The 15894-nt window shown below is 57.9% G+C and carries 13 protein-coding genes; 7 read left to right on the forward strand and 6 right to left on the reverse strand.

The genetic code is table 11. The features are described 5' to 3' along the window. Positions 1-42: 42 nt before the first annotated feature. From PMI27_RS24805 to PMI27_RS24785, 5 genes are all read left to right on the forward strand, one after another. Complete coding sequence (locus PMI27_RS24805; RefSeq protein ID WP_033053055.1) at positions 43-933, forward strand: LysR substrate-binding domain-containing protein; 891 nt, start codon at positions 43-45, stop codon at positions 931-933. An 18-nt stretch (positions 934-951) separates the two neighbouring features. Beyond that, positions 952-2340, forward strand: coding sequence for a threonine synthase (gene thrC / locus PMI27_RS24800; RefSeq protein ID WP_008154114.1), 1389 nt, complete (start codon positions 952-954; stop codon positions 2338-2340). After that, positions 2337-2774 carry an Lrp/AsnC family transcriptional regulator gene (locus PMI27_RS24795; RefSeq protein WP_008154112.1) on the forward strand — a complete coding sequence of 146 codons (438 nt, stop codon included), beginning with the start codon at positions 2337-2339 and terminating at the stop codon, positions 2772-2774. Before thrC ends, PMI27_RS24795 begins: the two co-directional genes overlap by 4 nt. 151 nt (positions 2775-2925) lie before the next feature. Next, the gene (locus PMI27_RS24790; RefSeq protein WP_008154110.1) at positions 2926-3966 is read left to right on the forward strand and encodes a homoserine dehydrogenase; all 1041 of its coding nucleotides are present in this window, start codon (positions 2926-2928) and stop codon (positions 3964-3966) included. 13 nt (positions 3967-3979) lie between these two features. Beyond that, positions 3980-5398, forward strand: a complete 1419-nt coding sequence (locus tag PMI27_RS24785; protein WP_008154108.1) for an aldehyde dehydrogenase family protein — start codon at positions 3980-3982, stop codon at positions 5396-5398. 225 nt (positions 5399-5623) lie between these two features. Here the strand turns inward: PMI27_RS24785 and PMI27_RS24780 are convergent, their stop codons facing one another. Genes PMI27_RS24780 through PMI27_RS24770 form a run of 3 tightly spaced genes read right to left on the reverse strand, consistent with a single transcriptional unit; the run spans position 5624 to position 9782 of the window. After that, positions 5624-7840, reverse strand: a complete 2217-nt coding sequence (locus PMI27_RS24780) for a DUF3604 domain-containing protein (RefSeq protein ID WP_008154106.1) — start codon at positions 7838-7840, stop codon at positions 5624-5626. Positions 7841-7878: 38 nt separating this feature from the next. After that, the gene (locus tag PMI27_RS24775) at positions 7879-8874 is read right to left on the reverse strand and encodes a HupE/UreJ family protein (protein WP_008154104.1); all 996 of its coding nucleotides are present in this window, start codon (positions 8872-8874) and stop codon (positions 7879-7881) included. Beyond that, entirely contained in the window at positions 8874-9782 is a 909-nt protein-coding gene (locus PMI27_RS24770; RefSeq protein ID WP_008154103.1) for a peptidyl-prolyl cis-trans isomerase, read from the reverse strand. The genes PMI27_RS24775 and PMI27_RS24770 overlap by 1 nt, the downstream gene beginning before the upstream one ends. A gap of 173 nt (positions 9783-9955) precedes the next feature. On the opposite strand from PMI27_RS24770, the gene PMI27_RS24765 reads away from it, so the two are divergent. Beyond that, positions 9956-10717: a bestrophin-like domain gene (locus PMI27_RS24765; RefSeq protein WP_008154100.1), complete on the forward strand. Its 762-nt coding sequence runs from the start codon at positions 9956-9958 to the stop codon at positions 10715-10717. Positions 10718-10823: 106 nt separating this feature from the next. On the opposite strand, the gene PMI27_RS24760 is transcribed toward PMI27_RS24765, so the two are convergent. Continuing rightward, entirely contained in the window at positions 10824-12215 is a 1392-nt protein-coding gene (locus PMI27_RS24760) for an FAD-dependent oxidoreductase (RefSeq protein WP_008154097.1), read from the reverse strand. A 46-nt stretch (positions 12216-12261) separates the two neighbouring features. Further along, the gene (locus PMI27_RS24755) at positions 12262-12612 is read right to left on the reverse strand and encodes a RidA family protein (RefSeq protein WP_008154095.1); all 351 of its coding nucleotides are present in this window, start codon (positions 12610-12612) and stop codon (positions 12262-12264) included. Positions 12613-12734: 122 nt separating this feature from the next. On the opposite strand from PMI27_RS24755, the gene PMI27_RS24750 reads away from it, so the two are divergent. After that, on the forward strand, positions 12735-13610 hold the full coding sequence (locus tag PMI27_RS24750) for a LysR substrate-binding domain-containing protein (protein WP_008154093.1): 876 nt from the start codon (positions 12735-12737) through the stop codon (positions 13608-13610). Positions 13611-13912: 302 nt separating this feature from the next. Here PMI27_RS24750 and acs read toward each other — a convergent pair whose 3' ends face one another. Further along, a complete protein-coding gene (acs, locus tag PMI27_RS24745) occupies positions 13913-15868 on the reverse strand; it encodes an acetate--CoA ligase (RefSeq protein WP_024164528.1) in 1956 nt (651 codons plus the stop codon). Positions 15869-15894: the final 26 nt, after the last annotated feature.

Here is a 15894-nt window from a genome sequence, read left to right on the forward strand (position 1 = left end):
GGCAATGATTGAGCTCCGATAAGTTTCGATAAGGTTGCGCCGATGAATCAGAAATCACTACCACCCTTGAATTGGTTGAGGGCATTCGAAGTGTCGGCGCGGTATTTGAATTTCACCCATGCAGCGGAGGAGTTGCACCTGACTCAAGGTGCAGTCAGTCAACAGATCCGTCAGTTGGAGGGGCACCTCGGTGTGGCGCTATTCAAGCGCCTGCCCCGAGGGCTTGGCTTGAGCGAAGAAGGGCAGTCGTACTTGCCAGTGGTACAGGACGCAATCAGTCGTCTGGCGGTGGGTACCAACGAGATCTTTGGTCAGCGTAATCGAAGGCATGTGAAGGTGCGTGGCAGCCTTTCCTTCCTTCATTATTGGTTGGCGCCTCGGCTCGCAGATTTTTGTCGAGAGTATCCCCTCATCGACATCCGATACATCAGCAACATTTGGGTGAAGGAACCGGACGGAGAGGATGACCTGGAGATTCGCTGGGGATGCGGTGAGTGGTCGGGATTGCACTCTCAGCGATTAACGTGGGACATCCTCCAGCCCGTTTGCTCGCCAGAGCTTATGGCCAGCTCACCGATACGTGAGCCTCGCGATTTGATGAACCATTCTTTGCTTCACGTGTTGGGGTACGAGGAAGGTTGGGGTTACTGGTTGAAGCGGGTTGGAGCAAACGAAGTCGATTATTCCCGTGGTCTTCAGTTCGACACACTGATATCCACAATTCGCATGGCAGAACTAGGTCAGGGCGTCGCCTTGGCGCGGTCTTCCGTAGTGGAAGATTTGCTCAAGAGTGGGCACCTGATTGCTCCGTTCAATCACCGAATCGAGGCCAGCGAGTCTTTTTATCTAGTACGTGAGCAGGCCGAGGAGCTTTCGACTGATGCCGCGACTTTTTCTACTTGGTTGGTGGCTCAAGCTCACCGCCTTTTGTAATTCTGATCTGGAGTCATCATGCATTACGTAAGCACACGCGGCGGTGACGTGCGGGCGGATTTTCGCAGTGTGGTTCTGTCGGGGCTAGCCGACGATGGTGGTCTCTATGTCCCGGCAAGTTTGCCTGTCTTCACTGAGAAGCAAATTACCAGTTGGTCGTGGTTACCATTCGATGAGCTGGTCTGGCGAGTGGTCTCACCCTACGTTGGCTCTTCCATGGACGAAAGCACGCTGCGGGCCTTGCTGAGCGACAGCTATCGAAACTTCAACCACCGCGCTATTACGCCACTTGAACAGATTGGCCATAACGAGTGGATACTTCAGCTGTTTCATGGCCCGACCCATTCGTCCAAAGATTTTGCTGCGCAACTGCAATCGCGCTTGGTGGAGCACTTCTTGGGTGAGGTCGGTGGAGAGGCGCTGATCGTCGGCGCGACCAATGGCGATACCGGACTGGCTGCGCTTGAGGCGTTTGCTAACTGCCCGGGCACTCGGATGGCGATACTGTATCCGCGCAATGGGCTACCGGCTGAGCAACTCTCAGTCCTGCAAGCAGCAGACCCAGAGCGGGTTCAGCTTTTTCCAGTAGATGGCAACTTTGACGATTGCCAGACGCTGGTCTCTCGGCTCTTTCGCGCCTGGCCGTTAGATGGGGTAATACCGATCTGTTTCAACTCCACGAACTGGGTCGGCGTCCTCGCACAGATCGTTTTTTATTTCCATGCTGCCTTGCAACTGGGGGGCGGGACACGTCCTGTAGGCTTCAGCGTTCCAGCAGCCAGCTCTGCTGAGATCTATGCCGGCTACATCGCTCAGAAAATGGGATTACCCATCAACCAGGTGATCATTTCTACGAACAGTAATGACGCACTTCACCAGTTCATTCACCGCAATCGCTACTCGACCCGAGTGAGCAACCGAACATTGTCTCCGGCGATGGACTTCTCCCTGTTTTCCAATTTGGAGCGGTTCATTTGGGAGCTGTATGGGCACGATGGCAGCTCAACGAAGGCGTTAATGGAGCACTTTGAGGAGTGCGGCGAGTTAAGCATTGGCAACCAGCAGTGGCTCCGAGCCCGAGTTTTGTTCGATTCCTATGCAGTAGACGAATCACAGGTTCGCGACGAAGTCGTCAAGTTGTTCCGTGAGACCGGGTCTGCCATTGATCCGCATACCGCTGTGGGCGTGCTGGCTGGCCGAATTCATCGACGCAGTCTGGGGGCTCCAATGGTGACCTTTGGGCAAATTGCTCCGGCCAAATCTGCGGCTCTATTGTCCGAGTTAGGTGTCTGGCAGAAAGAGGTGCCAACAATTCCTGACATCTTTGCTCAGCCACCGTACTTGGCTAAAGGTGATCTAGACGGTCTATGCCAGGCCCTTTTGTTGGCGCAGCAGAGGCACGTATGAAGCGCATTCTGGATCCGCTGGATGAGCGCATACTTGCCGAACTTACAGCGAATGCTCGTATCGCCCATGTTGAGCTGGGCGCCAAGGTCAACTTGTCTCGCAATGCTGTGCGCCAGCGCATTGAGCGTCTTGAGCGAGACGGCGCCATCCAGGGTTATACAGTACGTCTGGGTGATTCCCGACGGCCTTCTTCGCTGATCAGTGCAGTGATCTTTGTCTACCGCTACGACCGCATGCGTGGAGAAGAGGTACTTGCCGCGCTGCGCTCGCTCCCCGAGGTGGTTCAGTGTGAAGTCTTGAGTGGTGAGTTTGATTTGATGCTTCGAGTCAATGCTGCCTCTCCCGAACGTGTCCATCTCGTTTGGAAGGAAATCTCTGCGATGCCAGGGGTGGAAAACACCGTCACCTCATTCGTCCTTTCTGCAGTGTTTTGAGCACAAAGAAAGACGCTTTCTGCCCCTGTACACACCTTGTCTTGCTGTACGGGCAAAACGGCCATCAAATACAGCACTCTGCCATATTCAACTGCCAAAGCTCGGCTCTTAGGATGTTCCTATCGAACAACATCAATAAAGGAACAGCTTTATGACTGAGTACAAAATTGCCTTGGTAGGGTTTGGTGGCGTGAACCGTGGCTTCGCCCAATTGGTCGCCGATCGTAATGCCGAGTGGAAAGAGTCCCTGGGCTTCACTATCAAAATTGTCGGTGTCACCGATCTGTTCCTGGGCTCCATCGTTGCTAAAGACGGTCTGGAAGCAAAGCAGTTGGTCGCGCTGCCCGTTGAAAAAGGTGCTTTCGCTCAACTGCCTGGCGGCAATGCTGAGGCCTTCAATGAAACTGTGATCAAGCATTCTGGTGCTGACATGATTGCTGAAGCCACCTTCACCAACCCTGTCGATGGTGAGCCCGCTACTACGTTCTGCCGCTGGGCACTGGAAAGCGGCATCCATGTTGTGACCACCAACAAGGGGCCGATTGCGTTACACGGCGCTGAGCTTAAGGATTTGGCGCGTCGTAATGGTGTTGCCTTCGAGTACGAAGGTTCGGTTATGAGCGGTACGCCAGTGATTCGCCTGGCAAGACAGGCTATGGCTGGTGCAGAGGTTCAAGGCTTTGAAGGCATACTGAACGGGACCTCCAATTACGTGCTGACACGCATGAAGGACGGCCTGACTTTTAACGACGCAGTCACAGAGGCCCAACAGCTCGGCTATGCCGAGGCAGACCCAACTGCTGATGTGGAGGGTTTTGACGTTCGTCTCAAGGTGGTGATCCTCGCCAACGAACTGCTCAATGCTCGATTGAGCGTCAGTGATGTGGCTTGCTCAGGGATTAGCAGCATCAGTCCAGAAGACATCGCTCAAGCAAGTGCCAACGGTGCAAGTTGGAAGCTGATCGGCTCTGCAAATCGCGAAGTTGATGGCTCGGTTCGAGCGAGTGTGGAAGCTCGACTGCTGCCGAATTCGCATCCTCTTGCAGGAATTTCCGGCGCCACGAACGCGGTGTCGTTCAATACTGCACTGCTGGGTGCCGTCACTGTATCCGGCCCTGGAGCAGGTCGTATCGAGACTGCCTTTGCATTGCTGTCAGACATCATCGCCATCCATACCACCCACGGCAAGTAATAGGAGAGCAGTCATGAGCGTATCCAGCATGGCCAACATCCAGCTTGTTGATGCCAAACAGATTGATGTGTTCAGTCCATTCGATGGTCGCCTGGTGGGAAGCGTACCTTGCCTCGATGCAGCCGCAGTTCCTGGCTTGCTGGAACGCGCGCGAATCGGCGTGCGCGAGAGTGCGGCAATGCCCCGTCACCTGCGCGCACGCATCCTTGAGGAAACGGCTCGACGTGTAGAGCACGAGGCAGAGGCGTTCGCCAGACTCATTGTTGCAGAGGCAGGAAAAACGCTGCGGCAAGCAGAGAAGGAAGTGAAGCGTTGTGTGAACACGCTGAAGTTATCGGCGGAAGAGGCTCGTCGTAACGCCGGGGAAGTGATTCCATTCGAGGCCTATGAAGGTTCCGAATCGCGCCAAGGCTGGTTCACTCGCGAACCGTTGGGGCTTATCGTCGCGATCACCCCATACAACGATCCGCTGAACCTGGTCGCCCATAAACTGGGCCCGGCTATTGCCGGTGGCAATGCTGTGATCCTGAAACCCTCAGAGCTCGCGCCGTTGTCCGCTCTCAAGCTGGTCGAGTGCCTGGTGGAAGCGGGTCTACCTCCGTCCGTGGTAACCCCGGCGACCGGAGGCGTCGATCTGGGTAAGGCATTGGTGGAGCTGCGAGAAGTGCGGATGATTTCCTTCACGGGTGGCTTTGCCACTGGAGAATCCATTGCTCGAAGTGCAGGCTTGAAGAAACTTGCGATGGATCTGGGGGGGAATGCACCGGTTCTAGTGCTCGATGACTGTGATCTTGAACCGACCGTAGAGTCTTGCGTATCGGGTGCTTTCTGGGCAGCAGGACAGAACTGCATCGGCACGCAGCGCATCCTCGTCCATAGTTCAATCTATGAAGATTTCCGTGAGCGTTTTGTCAGCCAAGCGCGTGCATTGGTACTTGGCGATCCTGATCAGCGAGCAACGGATGTTGGCCCGATGATTACGGAGCAGGCGGCTCGTCGCACCGAACAATTGGTGAATGAAGCGCTGGCTGAGGGCGCTCTTCTCCTGTGCGGGCACCATCGCGACGTAGGAAGCTATGCGCCAACCGTGCTCGAGCGCGTAAACCATAACAGTCGGATTTGGCAGCAGGAGGTCTTCGCGCCAGTGGTCATCCTGGAGTCCTTTGAGCATCTGGATGATGCTATTGCTCTGGCCAATGCTCCAGAGTACAGCTTGCATGCGGGACTCTTCACTCGCGATCTTTCCAAGGCATTGAAGTTGGCTCGCCTCATTGAAGCCGGTGGTGTGATGATCAATGATTCGTCCGATTACCGTTTTGATGCCATGCCTTTCGGTGGATTCAAATACGGAAGTTTGGGGCGAGAAGGGGTTCGATTCGCCTATGAAGACATGACACAACCCAAAGTGGTCTGCATCAACGAAATGGGATGAGCTCTTTGGGGGGATGTTCACCACTTCCCGTACATTCGATTTCAGTGGTTTTCTGCTGATTAGCGAGTTGCGGAGTGAAATGTCAGCCAGGGAGACTTCGTTCGCTTGATCAGGCGGACTCGGTGAGATTCGCTGCAGTCTCGACCGAGTACCGCCGCAATACCTGCCATTGCGCGTCAATCGGCCAGCTCCGATGGATGCAGACCATCGGTGCTGGACTCGGCACTACTTGACCTCCTCGACCTCATAATTCACGTAGCCAAACTCGTTGCTGCGGGCCGCCACGTATTTGCCGTTTTGCTCGAACACCGTGGCCTCGAAGGGCGTGCCGCCGAGTGTTGTCAGCAGGTGCCCGTCCTTGATTTCATACTTGGCCGGCACGCCAAACTGGCCGCCATGCAGCATGTTCAGGTATTCCCCCTGCGCAGGCGGCTTGCCGTCGACGCTGGTGACCAGACGTTGGCCGTCGGTGCCATAGACGATTTCAAACGTCTGGCCGGTGACGGTATTGCGCACCTTGATGGTTTTGCCCACCACGTAGGCTTGCAACTGCTCGTTGGTGAGCGCTTTGGCACCGTCGGTTTTCAACTGGTCAATGGTTTTGCCCGCAGCGACTAGCCTGCTGTCCTCAGCATTCGGCGTGTACCAGATCGGTGAGGTCCATGCGCGTTCCTGGACGGTGGCCGGGACATCGGCCGGCGGCGGTACTTGCAACTTGGCCGCGTCATAGGTGCTCCAGCGCGGTGTCGGGATCTGCAGCACGCGGGCGTAGTAGAACGCGTGCTGCGCCGGATCGAAATCCGGATCGATCCAGATTTTTTTCAGCTCGGTGGCGCCGATGGTATTGGTGTAAATGGCCTTGGAAACGTCAACCGTCGAGCCCACCGGCGGGACGTTGCCGGTGGCCTGGTCCGGTTGGCGATCACCGGACCAGGCGACGTCGTAGATCTTCTCGAAGGTCTGGCCGTTTTTGGTCCAGCCCTTGATGATCTGGATGCGGTCGAGGTTGCCATCTTCGGCATCCTTGACCGCCCACACCACGAAGGACGGTGCCGCTTTACCCGGTTTTGCCGGCAAGTCGCCGCCCATGGGAACGCCCTTGGCGTAAGCGGCATGCACCCAGTCTTTTTCGTTCCACACACTGCTGTCGAAGTCCCAGCCACCAAACATGCGTACGGGGATGCGCACGCCGCTGGTGCCATAGACTTCCTTGCGTTTCATGGCATCGAAGATCGATTCACGGGTGTTTTCTTCAGCCCAGACACCGGCTAATCCCGACGTGCTGGTTTGCAGGGCCATCATCCCCGAGTTCTGTTTGCCGGAAAGACGCGCCGCCGGGGTGCTGTCGGTAAAGCCGTGGGAGCCGAAGTTGTTGCTCTGCGAATAGGGGATCACCCCGTTGTGCGAGTCGCTGGCGCCGACCACGCCCATTTTGTAGGGGTTGTATCCGCGAGCCTCCTGCAAGGCCATGCCGTTTTGCCAGGCTTGCCTGATGTAACTGCCATTGAGTTTCGACGTGCTGTTGTCGATGCCAATCAGGAAACTCATGATTTCATAATTGGCAAATTCGTCGGTCGGCGACAGTTCGGGGTGGGTTTCGGAGGTGCCCTTGACCTGGTGAATTTCAGTGAGGGATTCATTGCGCATCCGCGTTTCGGCCCAGGCGGCATCGATGGGGCGGCCACGGTCATCGACGTCCACCGGAAACATCAGGCCGTTGCTGAGGTTGCCGTTGTGAGAGATCGCCAGCACCTCATTGCCCTTTTTGCGTTGATCGTCCATCCAGCCCCACAAGTCTTCCGGTTTGTCCGAGTCGAGGGCCGTAAAGGGCAGGTCCGGCACTTTCTTCGAATCGCGGAAAAACACATTGCGGTGCATGTTTTGATTGTTCGGTGCCGAGGTCCATTCATAGGCGACGAACGTGGTGAACTTGCCGGGCTTGTAGTACTTGTCGGCGATGGCGATGTTCTGCTGCCAGATGTTGCCGGCCACCTTCGGATCAATCAGCTCCTTGATCGGATGGCTCAAGCTGCCGGCGATCCATTTGAACACCCGGTTGAAATCTTCCGGGGTCTTGGCAATCAGCTTTTGCGCGATGGGCAGTTTGCTGAAGTCTGACTTCGGATCGTTGGCCAGGGCGATCACGCCCACGTATTCCGAGTGGTCGGTCACGCCATGGAAATCCAGCGGTCGGCCTTTGAGCTGCACTTCAAACCCCATCGGATGCTTGACCGGCATCCCAAGTGAGTATTGGTAGGCCTGCTCGGGATCGACCTGATGGTTTCCGATCAGGTAGGCATCAATCGACCAGGAGGTGTGCGAGTGCGTCTGGCCAAAGTAAACCTCGCGATCCGGGTCGCCCTCTGCCAAGGCTAGTGTGCCGACGGCAAGCACGGCGCAACCTAACAGTGACGGCACGGTGGTGTGTGTAGGGGTTTTCATATTCCACCTCTTGGGAATACGGCGGTGACAGGGTGCACTCAGGTCCAGAAACTCGAGACCCGTTGAAAAAACCAGAAGGCCGCCAGCGTACCCAGCCCGTAGGAAGCAATCGGTCTGGCATACAAGCGCGCGGGCTGTGGCAGTCGACAACGCAGCAACAGTGCTCGCAGGCTCAACACGGCGGCGACAAACATCAGTTGGCCGATCTCGACGCCGACATTGAAGGTGAACAGCGCCAGAGGCAGGTCGTGCTGGGGCAAGCCGATTTGCGCCAGCGCACCGGCAAAACCAAAGCCGTGCAACAAGCCAAAATAGAACGCCACGACCCAGGGCCATTGAATGGTGAAGCTGGCTTCACCACGATTCTTGCGGGCGATTTCCACCGCCAGCAACAGAATGCTCAATGCAATCGTCGCTTCCACGGGAGGGCCGGGAAGCCGCACCGCGCCCAGTGCAGCAAGCGCCAGGGTGATGGAGTGGGCGAGGGTAAACGCGGTAATGGTCTTCACCAGCATCCAGCCGTTACCCACCAGCAGCAGAAGGCCGAAGACGAACAACAGGTGATCGAAGCCACTCAGGATGTGCTGGATGCCATGGACCAAAAACCCACCGGCCACCGAGAACATTCCCGGCGTGGCAGCGATTTCTATCCAGGGTTGTGCAGGGTGGACGAGGGTGGTCGTCAGGCTGCCGTCCAGGCGCGAGACGCGTACCAGCACATCGGTGATGCTCGCTTGCAGGCCGATGAATTCGATGCGTTGGCCGACCAGTCCCGTGGGACCGGCATCAATAATCCGGCGCTCGATCAGTGAATCGTTCAGTTCGCTTTCAACCGGCTCAACGACAGTGCGCACACCGTCGGCAAACCTCAGCGCAATCGGCAAGCGCATGCCGGAAAGCACCGGCGTGCGCCACATGACGTCATAGCGCCCGGCGGCCGTTTCGTTGATTTCCAGGTAGGCAGGGCGGGACTCATGGGCCATGGCCGTCAGCCCCATGAACCAGAGCAACAACAGCCAGACCGTGCGCTTCATCACGGCTGCTCCGTTTGAGTAGCGACAATCCCGCTGGTAGACGTCGGCATCACCACTACAACTTCATAACGTGCTTTCAGCGCATCGAAATGTTCGCGTTTCGATGCGCTGCGTTGCTCGGACAACCAATCGGACTTGACCTGCTGAGCCACGGTTTCAAAGGGCGGTGCCGGTGGTTTGGCCAGCGCTTCAATCCACACCAGGTGCCAGCCAAAACCGGACTCCACAGGTCCTACCCAACTTCCGGGCGTTTGCTTGAACAATGAAATGGCAAACGTTGAACCAAAGACCCGCGCCACCTGATCCCGGGATTGTTCTGTGTAGGCGCTTTTAAACATGAAGGCATCGCCTTCTCCACTGTTCTGGTCAGTCAGGCCACTTAACGCGGCCTGAGCCTGCGCTTGCGCATCCGCACCGCGTTTGTCCAGGGCGAAAAACAAATGACGGAAGGTCGCAAGTGGCGGCAGGGCATACGCGTCCTGATGCTGGTTATACCAAGCCTCAAGTACACCGGGTGCAGGCTCGCGAAGTGACGCGACATCTTCGGCGAGGAAATCCATTTTTTGCGCCAGTCGGCGGCGAATGATGGTGTCGTCTTTATCCAGGCCAAGTTTCAGTGCTTCGCGATAGAGGATTTCCTCTTTCACATATTCATCAATCAGGCCCTGCAACTGTTGCTCCGATGCCGGTCGTTGCCATCGCGCCAGCCACGAGATCGCGATCCACTGAACAATCTCCGGGGTAATTTCGATGCGTTGCGGATCTTGATTGACGGCGGAACGGTGCAAACCTCCGTACAACACAAAGAGTGCAAAACCGGCGATTAAAAAGTGCAGTAACGGCTGGCGAAGGTATCGCTTGATTAACGAAAGTCGAGACTCTTTCGCTTCGGAGACGGTTAAGTTCATGACTTATTGCCCCACGCTATACTCGAATAGTTTTCGAAGCAGAGTGGAGTATTGCTGCTGGTCCGGAACTTTCCACCGAGGTTAATCACGATAGGCACTAAGTATTAGTCGCAATCGGATTAACCCATTCCACAAGGCTGTTCAGATCGTCACCGCTCCAGGGAGATCACACATTGAGCTCCATCTTCATCGGCGCCATCGTTTTCGCCTGCCTGTTCGCTGCCGCGCTGATAGGGATGCTGCTGCGCATGCGATTACCGATTCATCACCTGGATGCCGAGTCCAAAGAAGTCATCCGCCTGGCAACGGCCGTGGTGGGGACGCTGTCCGCGCTGGCGCTTGGGCTGCTGATTGCGTCTGCAAAAAACGTCTATGACAGTTATGAGATTGAAGTGCGGACATCGGCAGCACGCATCGTCCTGCTCGACAGGGTCATGGACCAGTATGGCCCGGAGACAGCGCAAGCTCGAACCCGCCTGCGTCAGTTGATTGAAACCCGGTTAAACCGGGGCTGGGGCTTTTCGCCCGCTGGGTCGATGGTGGTCGATTCTATTGACGAGTCTGCGGGTATCGAACCGATTCAGGTTGTGCTCCGGGCGCTCACGCCCGCCAATGAACCACAACGCATGCTGCAGGCCCGCGCACTGGAAGTCAGCACTCAGTTGGCGGAAGCCCACTGGATTCTGGTCGAGAGCAATACGGAGGGACTGCCTACGGCGTTTCTTGTCATCCTGACCTGCTGGCTGGCCTGGCTATTCGCGACGTTCGGTCTTCAGGCGCCGGCAAATCCTACGGTTATAGGCGTCATGCTCATCTGCTCCTTGTCGGTTGCCGCTGCGGTGTTTCTGGTGGTCGATATGGCTCATCCTTACATTGGTGTCATCCATGTTTCGGATGCCCCATTGCGAACTGCGCTCATGCATATCGGTAAGTAACCCTGGCTACAGCGTCCTTGAATATCGACAGGTGCTAAAAAAACCGCCCGGCGAATAACCGGGCGGCGTTTCCTGTTGGTGCGTACATTCCGTTTGGGTCGAGGCGTTATCCCTTGTCCGCCTTGCCGGCGGCGGCCGCAAATTTCGCCAGATGCACATCCAGTCGACGAGGAGGTCGGTTGTGGTCTTCGGCCTGCTCCTTGCGGCGAATGGCATTACGCACCATCAATGAACCCAGGTAGCGGACCGGCTCCGGTGGGAAATGGCCAAGCGGACCTTGTAGTAGCGGCGAGCGTGTCCAAGGGTTATCCAGGCCCAGCACCAGCGACGACAGGATCTGTCCACCCATATGGCACGGACCGACGCCGCTGCCGGAATACCCGAAACCATAGAAGATATTGCCGCTTGCGCCCATGCGGCCGAAGAAAGGCACCCCGGTGACTGAGCGATCGGAAGGGCCATTCCAGGTGGCGGCGATACCGACATCGGCAAAGTCCGGAAAGAACTCCGTCAACGTGTTGCGCAGCAGTCCTGCGTAGGGTGATGGCTGGTCGAATACCGGCAGGATGCGCCCGCCGTAGGCGAAGGTGTTGCCCCCTTTGCCGAGCATGATTCGGCCGTCCGGAGTGTTGTGGTAGTAGTGCACGAATATCCGCGAGTCGAGTACGGTGACTCCGCTGGTCAAGCCGATCTTCTTGAGCAGATCAGGTCGCGGCTCGGTGATGATCATGTCGCTGGAGACGATAGCCACCGAACGCGAGAACTGTGGAAAGGCACGGGCCATCCAGGCGTTCATCGCCAACACGACCCGGTCGCAGGTCACTTTCCCTTTGGGCGTATTGACGACGGCCGGCATTCCCTCTTCCAGACCGGTCATCGGCGTGCCCTCGAAAATACGCACGCCCAGTTCCAGTGCGACTCGGCGCAGCCCACGCACCAGCTTGCCCGGTTGCACACTGGCCGCCGCCGGCGAGAACCAGCCCTCGATGTGCCGTGTCGAGCCGGCCATGCGTTGCACGTCAGGCAGCGCACATTTGGAGAAAGAGTTAATGCCATGGCGCTCCAGTGCCGCGATCACCCCGTCGGTCGAGCCGACCTGGGCGCGATTGGTCGCCGTGTAGAGCGTGCCGTCGAGACGGTAGTCGGCATCCACCGCGTACTTTTCGCAAAAGGTGCCGATGGCGTAGATGCTCTGCTCCGATTCCTTGACCAGGCGTATCGCCTCCTGGACGCCGAACAAGCGCTCAAGGGTGAAGTACTTGGCCGACCAGGACAGCGCGCAGCCTCCATTGCGTCCACTGGCACCGGCACCGCAGATGTCGGCTTCGACGATGACCACGTCCAGCTCGGGATTCTGTTCCTTGAGCATGATGGCGGTCCATAAACCGGTATAGCCACCGCCGACGATGCAGACGTCGGCGCGGGTGTTCTGTTGCAACGCAGGGCAGGGCGTAGCGGGTTGATTTTTCAGGGCCTGGTCCAGCCAGTAAGGGCGCATGGGGTCTTCTCCGTTGGATCGGTTCGAGGCAGGGTTCAGGACACAATCAGCCGCAAGCGGCGACCACGATCATTTCCACGCGCCAACCGGGGTCGATCAACTGAGCCAGCGTGCAAGCGCGTGTGGGCGCATGGCCTTCAGGGAAAAACTCGTCCCAGACCCTGTTCAGCCCTTCATAGTCCTCGCGATGGGCGAGCAGGATGCGCACCGAAAGCACCCGCTCGCGGCTGCTGCCGGCGCTGAGCAAAAGCTGCTCGATACCGGCGAGCACTTCACGGGTCTGCGCCCCGATATCACCACTGAGGTCCGAGGCGACCTGGCCACCGATGTAGAGATGGTTGTCGTACCGGACCATGTCCGAACGGCGTTTTGCCACAGCGAAACGTTCAATTTCCATAAAGCATTCCTGGTAGGTACGAGGGGCGGCACTTGTGAAAATCATGCTTGCAGTTCATCGTCCATAAATAAAATCGATTTATCGTATGGCAAGATAAGTTGAACCTATAGCGAGGTGCGCCGATGACGATTTCCCATACCCAACTCAAGGCGTTTCACGCCGTTGCAATGAATGGCAGCTTCACCCGGGCAGCCGAGCAACTCTGCCTGTCACAACCCGCGGTATCCGACCAGGTGCGCAAGCTCGAGGATTATTACGGGGTGATGGTGTTCTACCGCGACAAGCGCCTGGTGCGGCTGACGGAAGTGGGCGAGCGGTTGTTCGGCCTGACCCAGCGCCTGTTCGATATCAGTATCGATGCCCACGACATGCTGACGGACTACCGCACCCTGTCGACGGGAACCCTGAACCTTGCCGTGGATGCGCCGGTGCACGTCTTGCCCTATGTCTCACGCTTCTGTAGCCGTTACCCCGGCGTTGAAGTGAAGATCGAAACCGCCAATACCGACGAGGTCTTGCAGCGGTTGTTCAGCCACCAGGCCGACATCGCCTTGCTGGGGCGCAACATCGAGGACGATCGCCTGATGACGCTGCACCTGCGCAGCGATCCAATGCTCGCCTTCGTCGCCCATGACCATCCCTGGGCGCAACGGGATTCCATCTGCCTTGCCGACCTGGACAACACACCCATGGTCTTGCGCGAGCAAGGTTCGGTCACACGGTTATCGCTGGAGGAGGAGATGGCTGCGGCGGGGTTGCACATTCGCAAGGCAATCGAAGTGGAAGGGCGTGAAGCGGCACGCGAGGCCGTGGCGATTGGCATGGGCGTCGGGGTGGTCTCGGCAGCCGAGCTGGGCTCGGACTCCCGGGTTCGCGGCTTGCCGATCGTTGACTGTCAGCGGCACTTCACCGAGACATTGGTCTGTCTGCGGGCACAGAGTTCGCGACGTATCCTGACGACCTTTTTTGACATGGTTCGAGAAGGGTTGGGCGAGTGAGATTCATCGTTCGATCGTGGCTGATAGCTGCCAGTCAGGAAGGGCAGATATCGGCCCAGGCCTGGTCAAAGGCAGTAATTATTGGCCGTTGTTGATGTGGTGTCTGACAGATCGCCATCGCGAGCAGGCTCGCTCCCACAGTAGTTCTTTGGTGATCACAAGTTCTGTGTTCACTGGAGATCAACTGTGGGAGCGAGCCTGCTCGCGATGAGGCCCGCACTGCCAATACAAAAAACCCAGGCAGTAAAAAGCCCCGCCAGGCTCAACACCTGACGGGGCTTCGATGACTCAGGAACGGCAGGTTAAGCGACGTTCATGGTCTTGTGCGTATCAATCAAATGCTGCACCACACCCGGATCCGCCAGGGTGGAGATATCCCCCAACCCATCGTATTCGGCCGTGGCAATCTTGCGCAGAATGCGGCGCATGATCTTGCCCGAGCGAGTCTTCGGCAGCCCCGGCGCCCACTGGATGACATCCGGCGAGGCAATCGGACCGATCTCCTTGCGCACCCAGTTCTTCAGCTCCAGACGCAGCTGCTCGCTCGGCTCTTCGCCACCGATCAACGTGACGTAGACATAGATGCCCTGGCCCTTGATGTCGTGCGGCACACCGACCACCGCCGCTTCGGCGACTTTCGGGTGGGCGACCATCGCGCTTTCGATCTCGGCGGTGCCCATGCGGTGGCCGGAGACGTTGAGCACGTCATCCACGCGACCGGTAATCCAGTAGTAACCGTCTTCGTCACGACGCGCACCGTCACCGGTGAAGTACATGCCGCGGAACGTCTTGAAGTAGGTATCGACGAAGCGGTCATGGTCGCCATACAGCGTGCGTGCCTGGCCTGGCCACGAATCGAGAATCACCAGGTTGCCCTCGGCCACGCCTTCGATGATGTTGCCCAGGTTGTCCACCAACGCCGGCACCACACCGAAGAACGGACGTGCCGCCGAACCCGGCTTGAGCGCGTGCGCACCCGGCAGCGGGCTCATCATGTTGCCGCCCGTTTCGGTCTGCCACCAGGTGTCGACGATCGGGCAACGGGACTGGCCGACGTTCTTGTAGTACCAGTCCCACGCTTCCGGGTTGATCGGCTCACCGACCGAACCGAGCAGGCGCAGGCTGCTGCCATCGGCACCTTCCACGGCGGCCTTGCCCGACGCCATCATCGCGCGGATGGCGGTGGGGGCGGTGTAGAGGATGTTGACCTTGTGCTTGTCGACGATTTTCGCCACCCGGGTGATGTCCGGGTAGTTCGGCACGCCTTCGAACAGCAGCGTGGTCGCGCCATTGGCCAGCGGGCCGTAGACGATGTAACTGTGGCCGGTGACCCAACCGACGTCGGCGGTGCACCAGTAGACTTCGCCCGGACGGTAATCGAACACGCGCTCGTGGGTCATCGCCGCGTACAACAGGTAGCCGGCGGTGGTGTGCTGCACGCCCTTCGGCTTGCCGGTCGAACCGGAGGTGTACAGGATGAACAGCGCTTCTTCCGCGCCCATCTCTTTCGGCGCGCAGACACTGCCCGCCACTTTCATCAGGTCTTCGTACCAGATGTCGCGATGCTGGTTCCACTTGATGTTGCCACCGGTGCGCTGGCACACGATGACTTTCTGAATGCTGCTGGTTTCCGGGTTGGTCAGCGCATCGTCGACGTTGCTCTTGAGCGGGATCTTCTTGCCGGCACGAATGCCTTCGTCAGCGGTGATCACCACTTTGGATTTGCAGTCGATGATCCGACCCGCCAGGGCTTCCGGCGAGAAACCACCAAACACCACCGAGTGAATCGCGCCGATCCGGGTACAGGCCAGCATGGCGACCACGGCTTCGGGGATCATCGGCATATAGATAGTCACCACGTCGCCGCGGTGCACATCCTGGCCACGCAGGGCGTTGGCGAACTTGCAGACTTGTTCGTGCAGCTCGCGGTAGGTGATGTTGCGGCTTTCGGCAGGGTCATCCCCTTCCCAAATGATCGCGACTTGATCGCCGCGCTCGGCCAGATGACGGTCGAGGCAGTTGTAGGAAACGTTCAGGGTGCCGTCGGCGAACCATTTGATGTCGACATGGTGATCGTCGAAGGAAGTCTGTTTCACCGTGGTGAAAGGCTTGATCCAGTCGAGGCGCTTGGCTTGCTCGCGCCAGAAGCCGTCCGGGTTGACGACGGACTGCTGGTACATGGCCTTGTAGGTCGCCTCGTCGGTCAGCGTGTTGGCCAAAACCTCGGGACGAACGGGATACAGAGAAGCCGCACTCATCTTTGTTACCTCGGTGGAATAGTTGT

It is taken from the genome of Pseudomonas sp. GM41(2012) (genome assembly GCF_000282315.2).
Classification (GTDB): Bacteria; Pseudomonadota; Gammaproteobacteria; order Pseudomonadales; family Pseudomonadaceae; genus Aquipseudomonas.

Bases quoted from the DNA above. Each gene is read 5' to 3' on its own strand.
- PMI27_RS24805 (WP_033053055.1), top strand. From the start codon at position 43: ATGAATCAGAAATCACTACCACCCTTGAATTGGTTGAGGGCATTCGAA.
- thrC (WP_008154114.1), top strand. From the start codon at position 952: ATGCATTACGTAAGCACACGCGGCGGTGACGTGCGGGCGGATTTTCGC.
- PMI27_RS24795 (WP_008154112.1), top strand. From the start codon at position 2,337: ATGAAGCGCATTCTGGATCCGCTGGATGAGCGCATACTTGCCGAACTT.
- PMI27_RS24790 (WP_008154110.1), top strand. From the start codon at position 2,926: ATGACTGAGTACAAAATTGCCTTGGTAGGGTTTGGTGGCGTGAACCGT.
- PMI27_RS24785 (WP_008154108.1), top strand. From the start codon at position 3,980: ATGAGCGTATCCAGCATGGCCAACATCCAGCTTGTTGATGCCAAACAG.
- PMI27_RS24780 (WP_008154106.1), bottom strand. From the start codon at position 7,840: ATGAAAACCCCTACACACACCACCGTGCCGTCACTGTTAGGTTGCGCC.
- PMI27_RS24775 (WP_008154104.1), bottom strand. From the start codon at position 8,874: ATGAAGCGCACGGTCTGGCTGTTGTTGCTCTGGTTCATGGGGCTGACG.
- PMI27_RS24770 (WP_008154103.1), bottom strand. From the start codon at position 9,782: ATGAACTTAACCGTCTCCGAAGCGAAAGAGTCTCGACTTTCGTTAATC.
- PMI27_RS24760 (WP_008154097.1), bottom strand. From the start codon at position 12,215: ATGCGCCCTTACTGGCTGGACCAGGCCCTGAAAAATCAACCCGCTACG.
- PMI27_RS24755 (WP_008154095.1), bottom strand. From the start codon at position 12,612: ATGGAAATTGAACGTTTCGCTGTGGCAAAACGCCGTTCGGACATGGTC.
- PMI27_RS24750 (WP_008154093.1), top strand. From the start codon at position 12,735: ATGACGATTTCCCATACCCAACTCAAGGCGTTTCACGCCGTTGCAATG.
- acs (WP_024164528.1), bottom strand. From the start codon at position 15,868: ATGAGTGCGGCTTCTCTGTATCCCGTTCGTCCCGAGGTTTTGGCCAAC.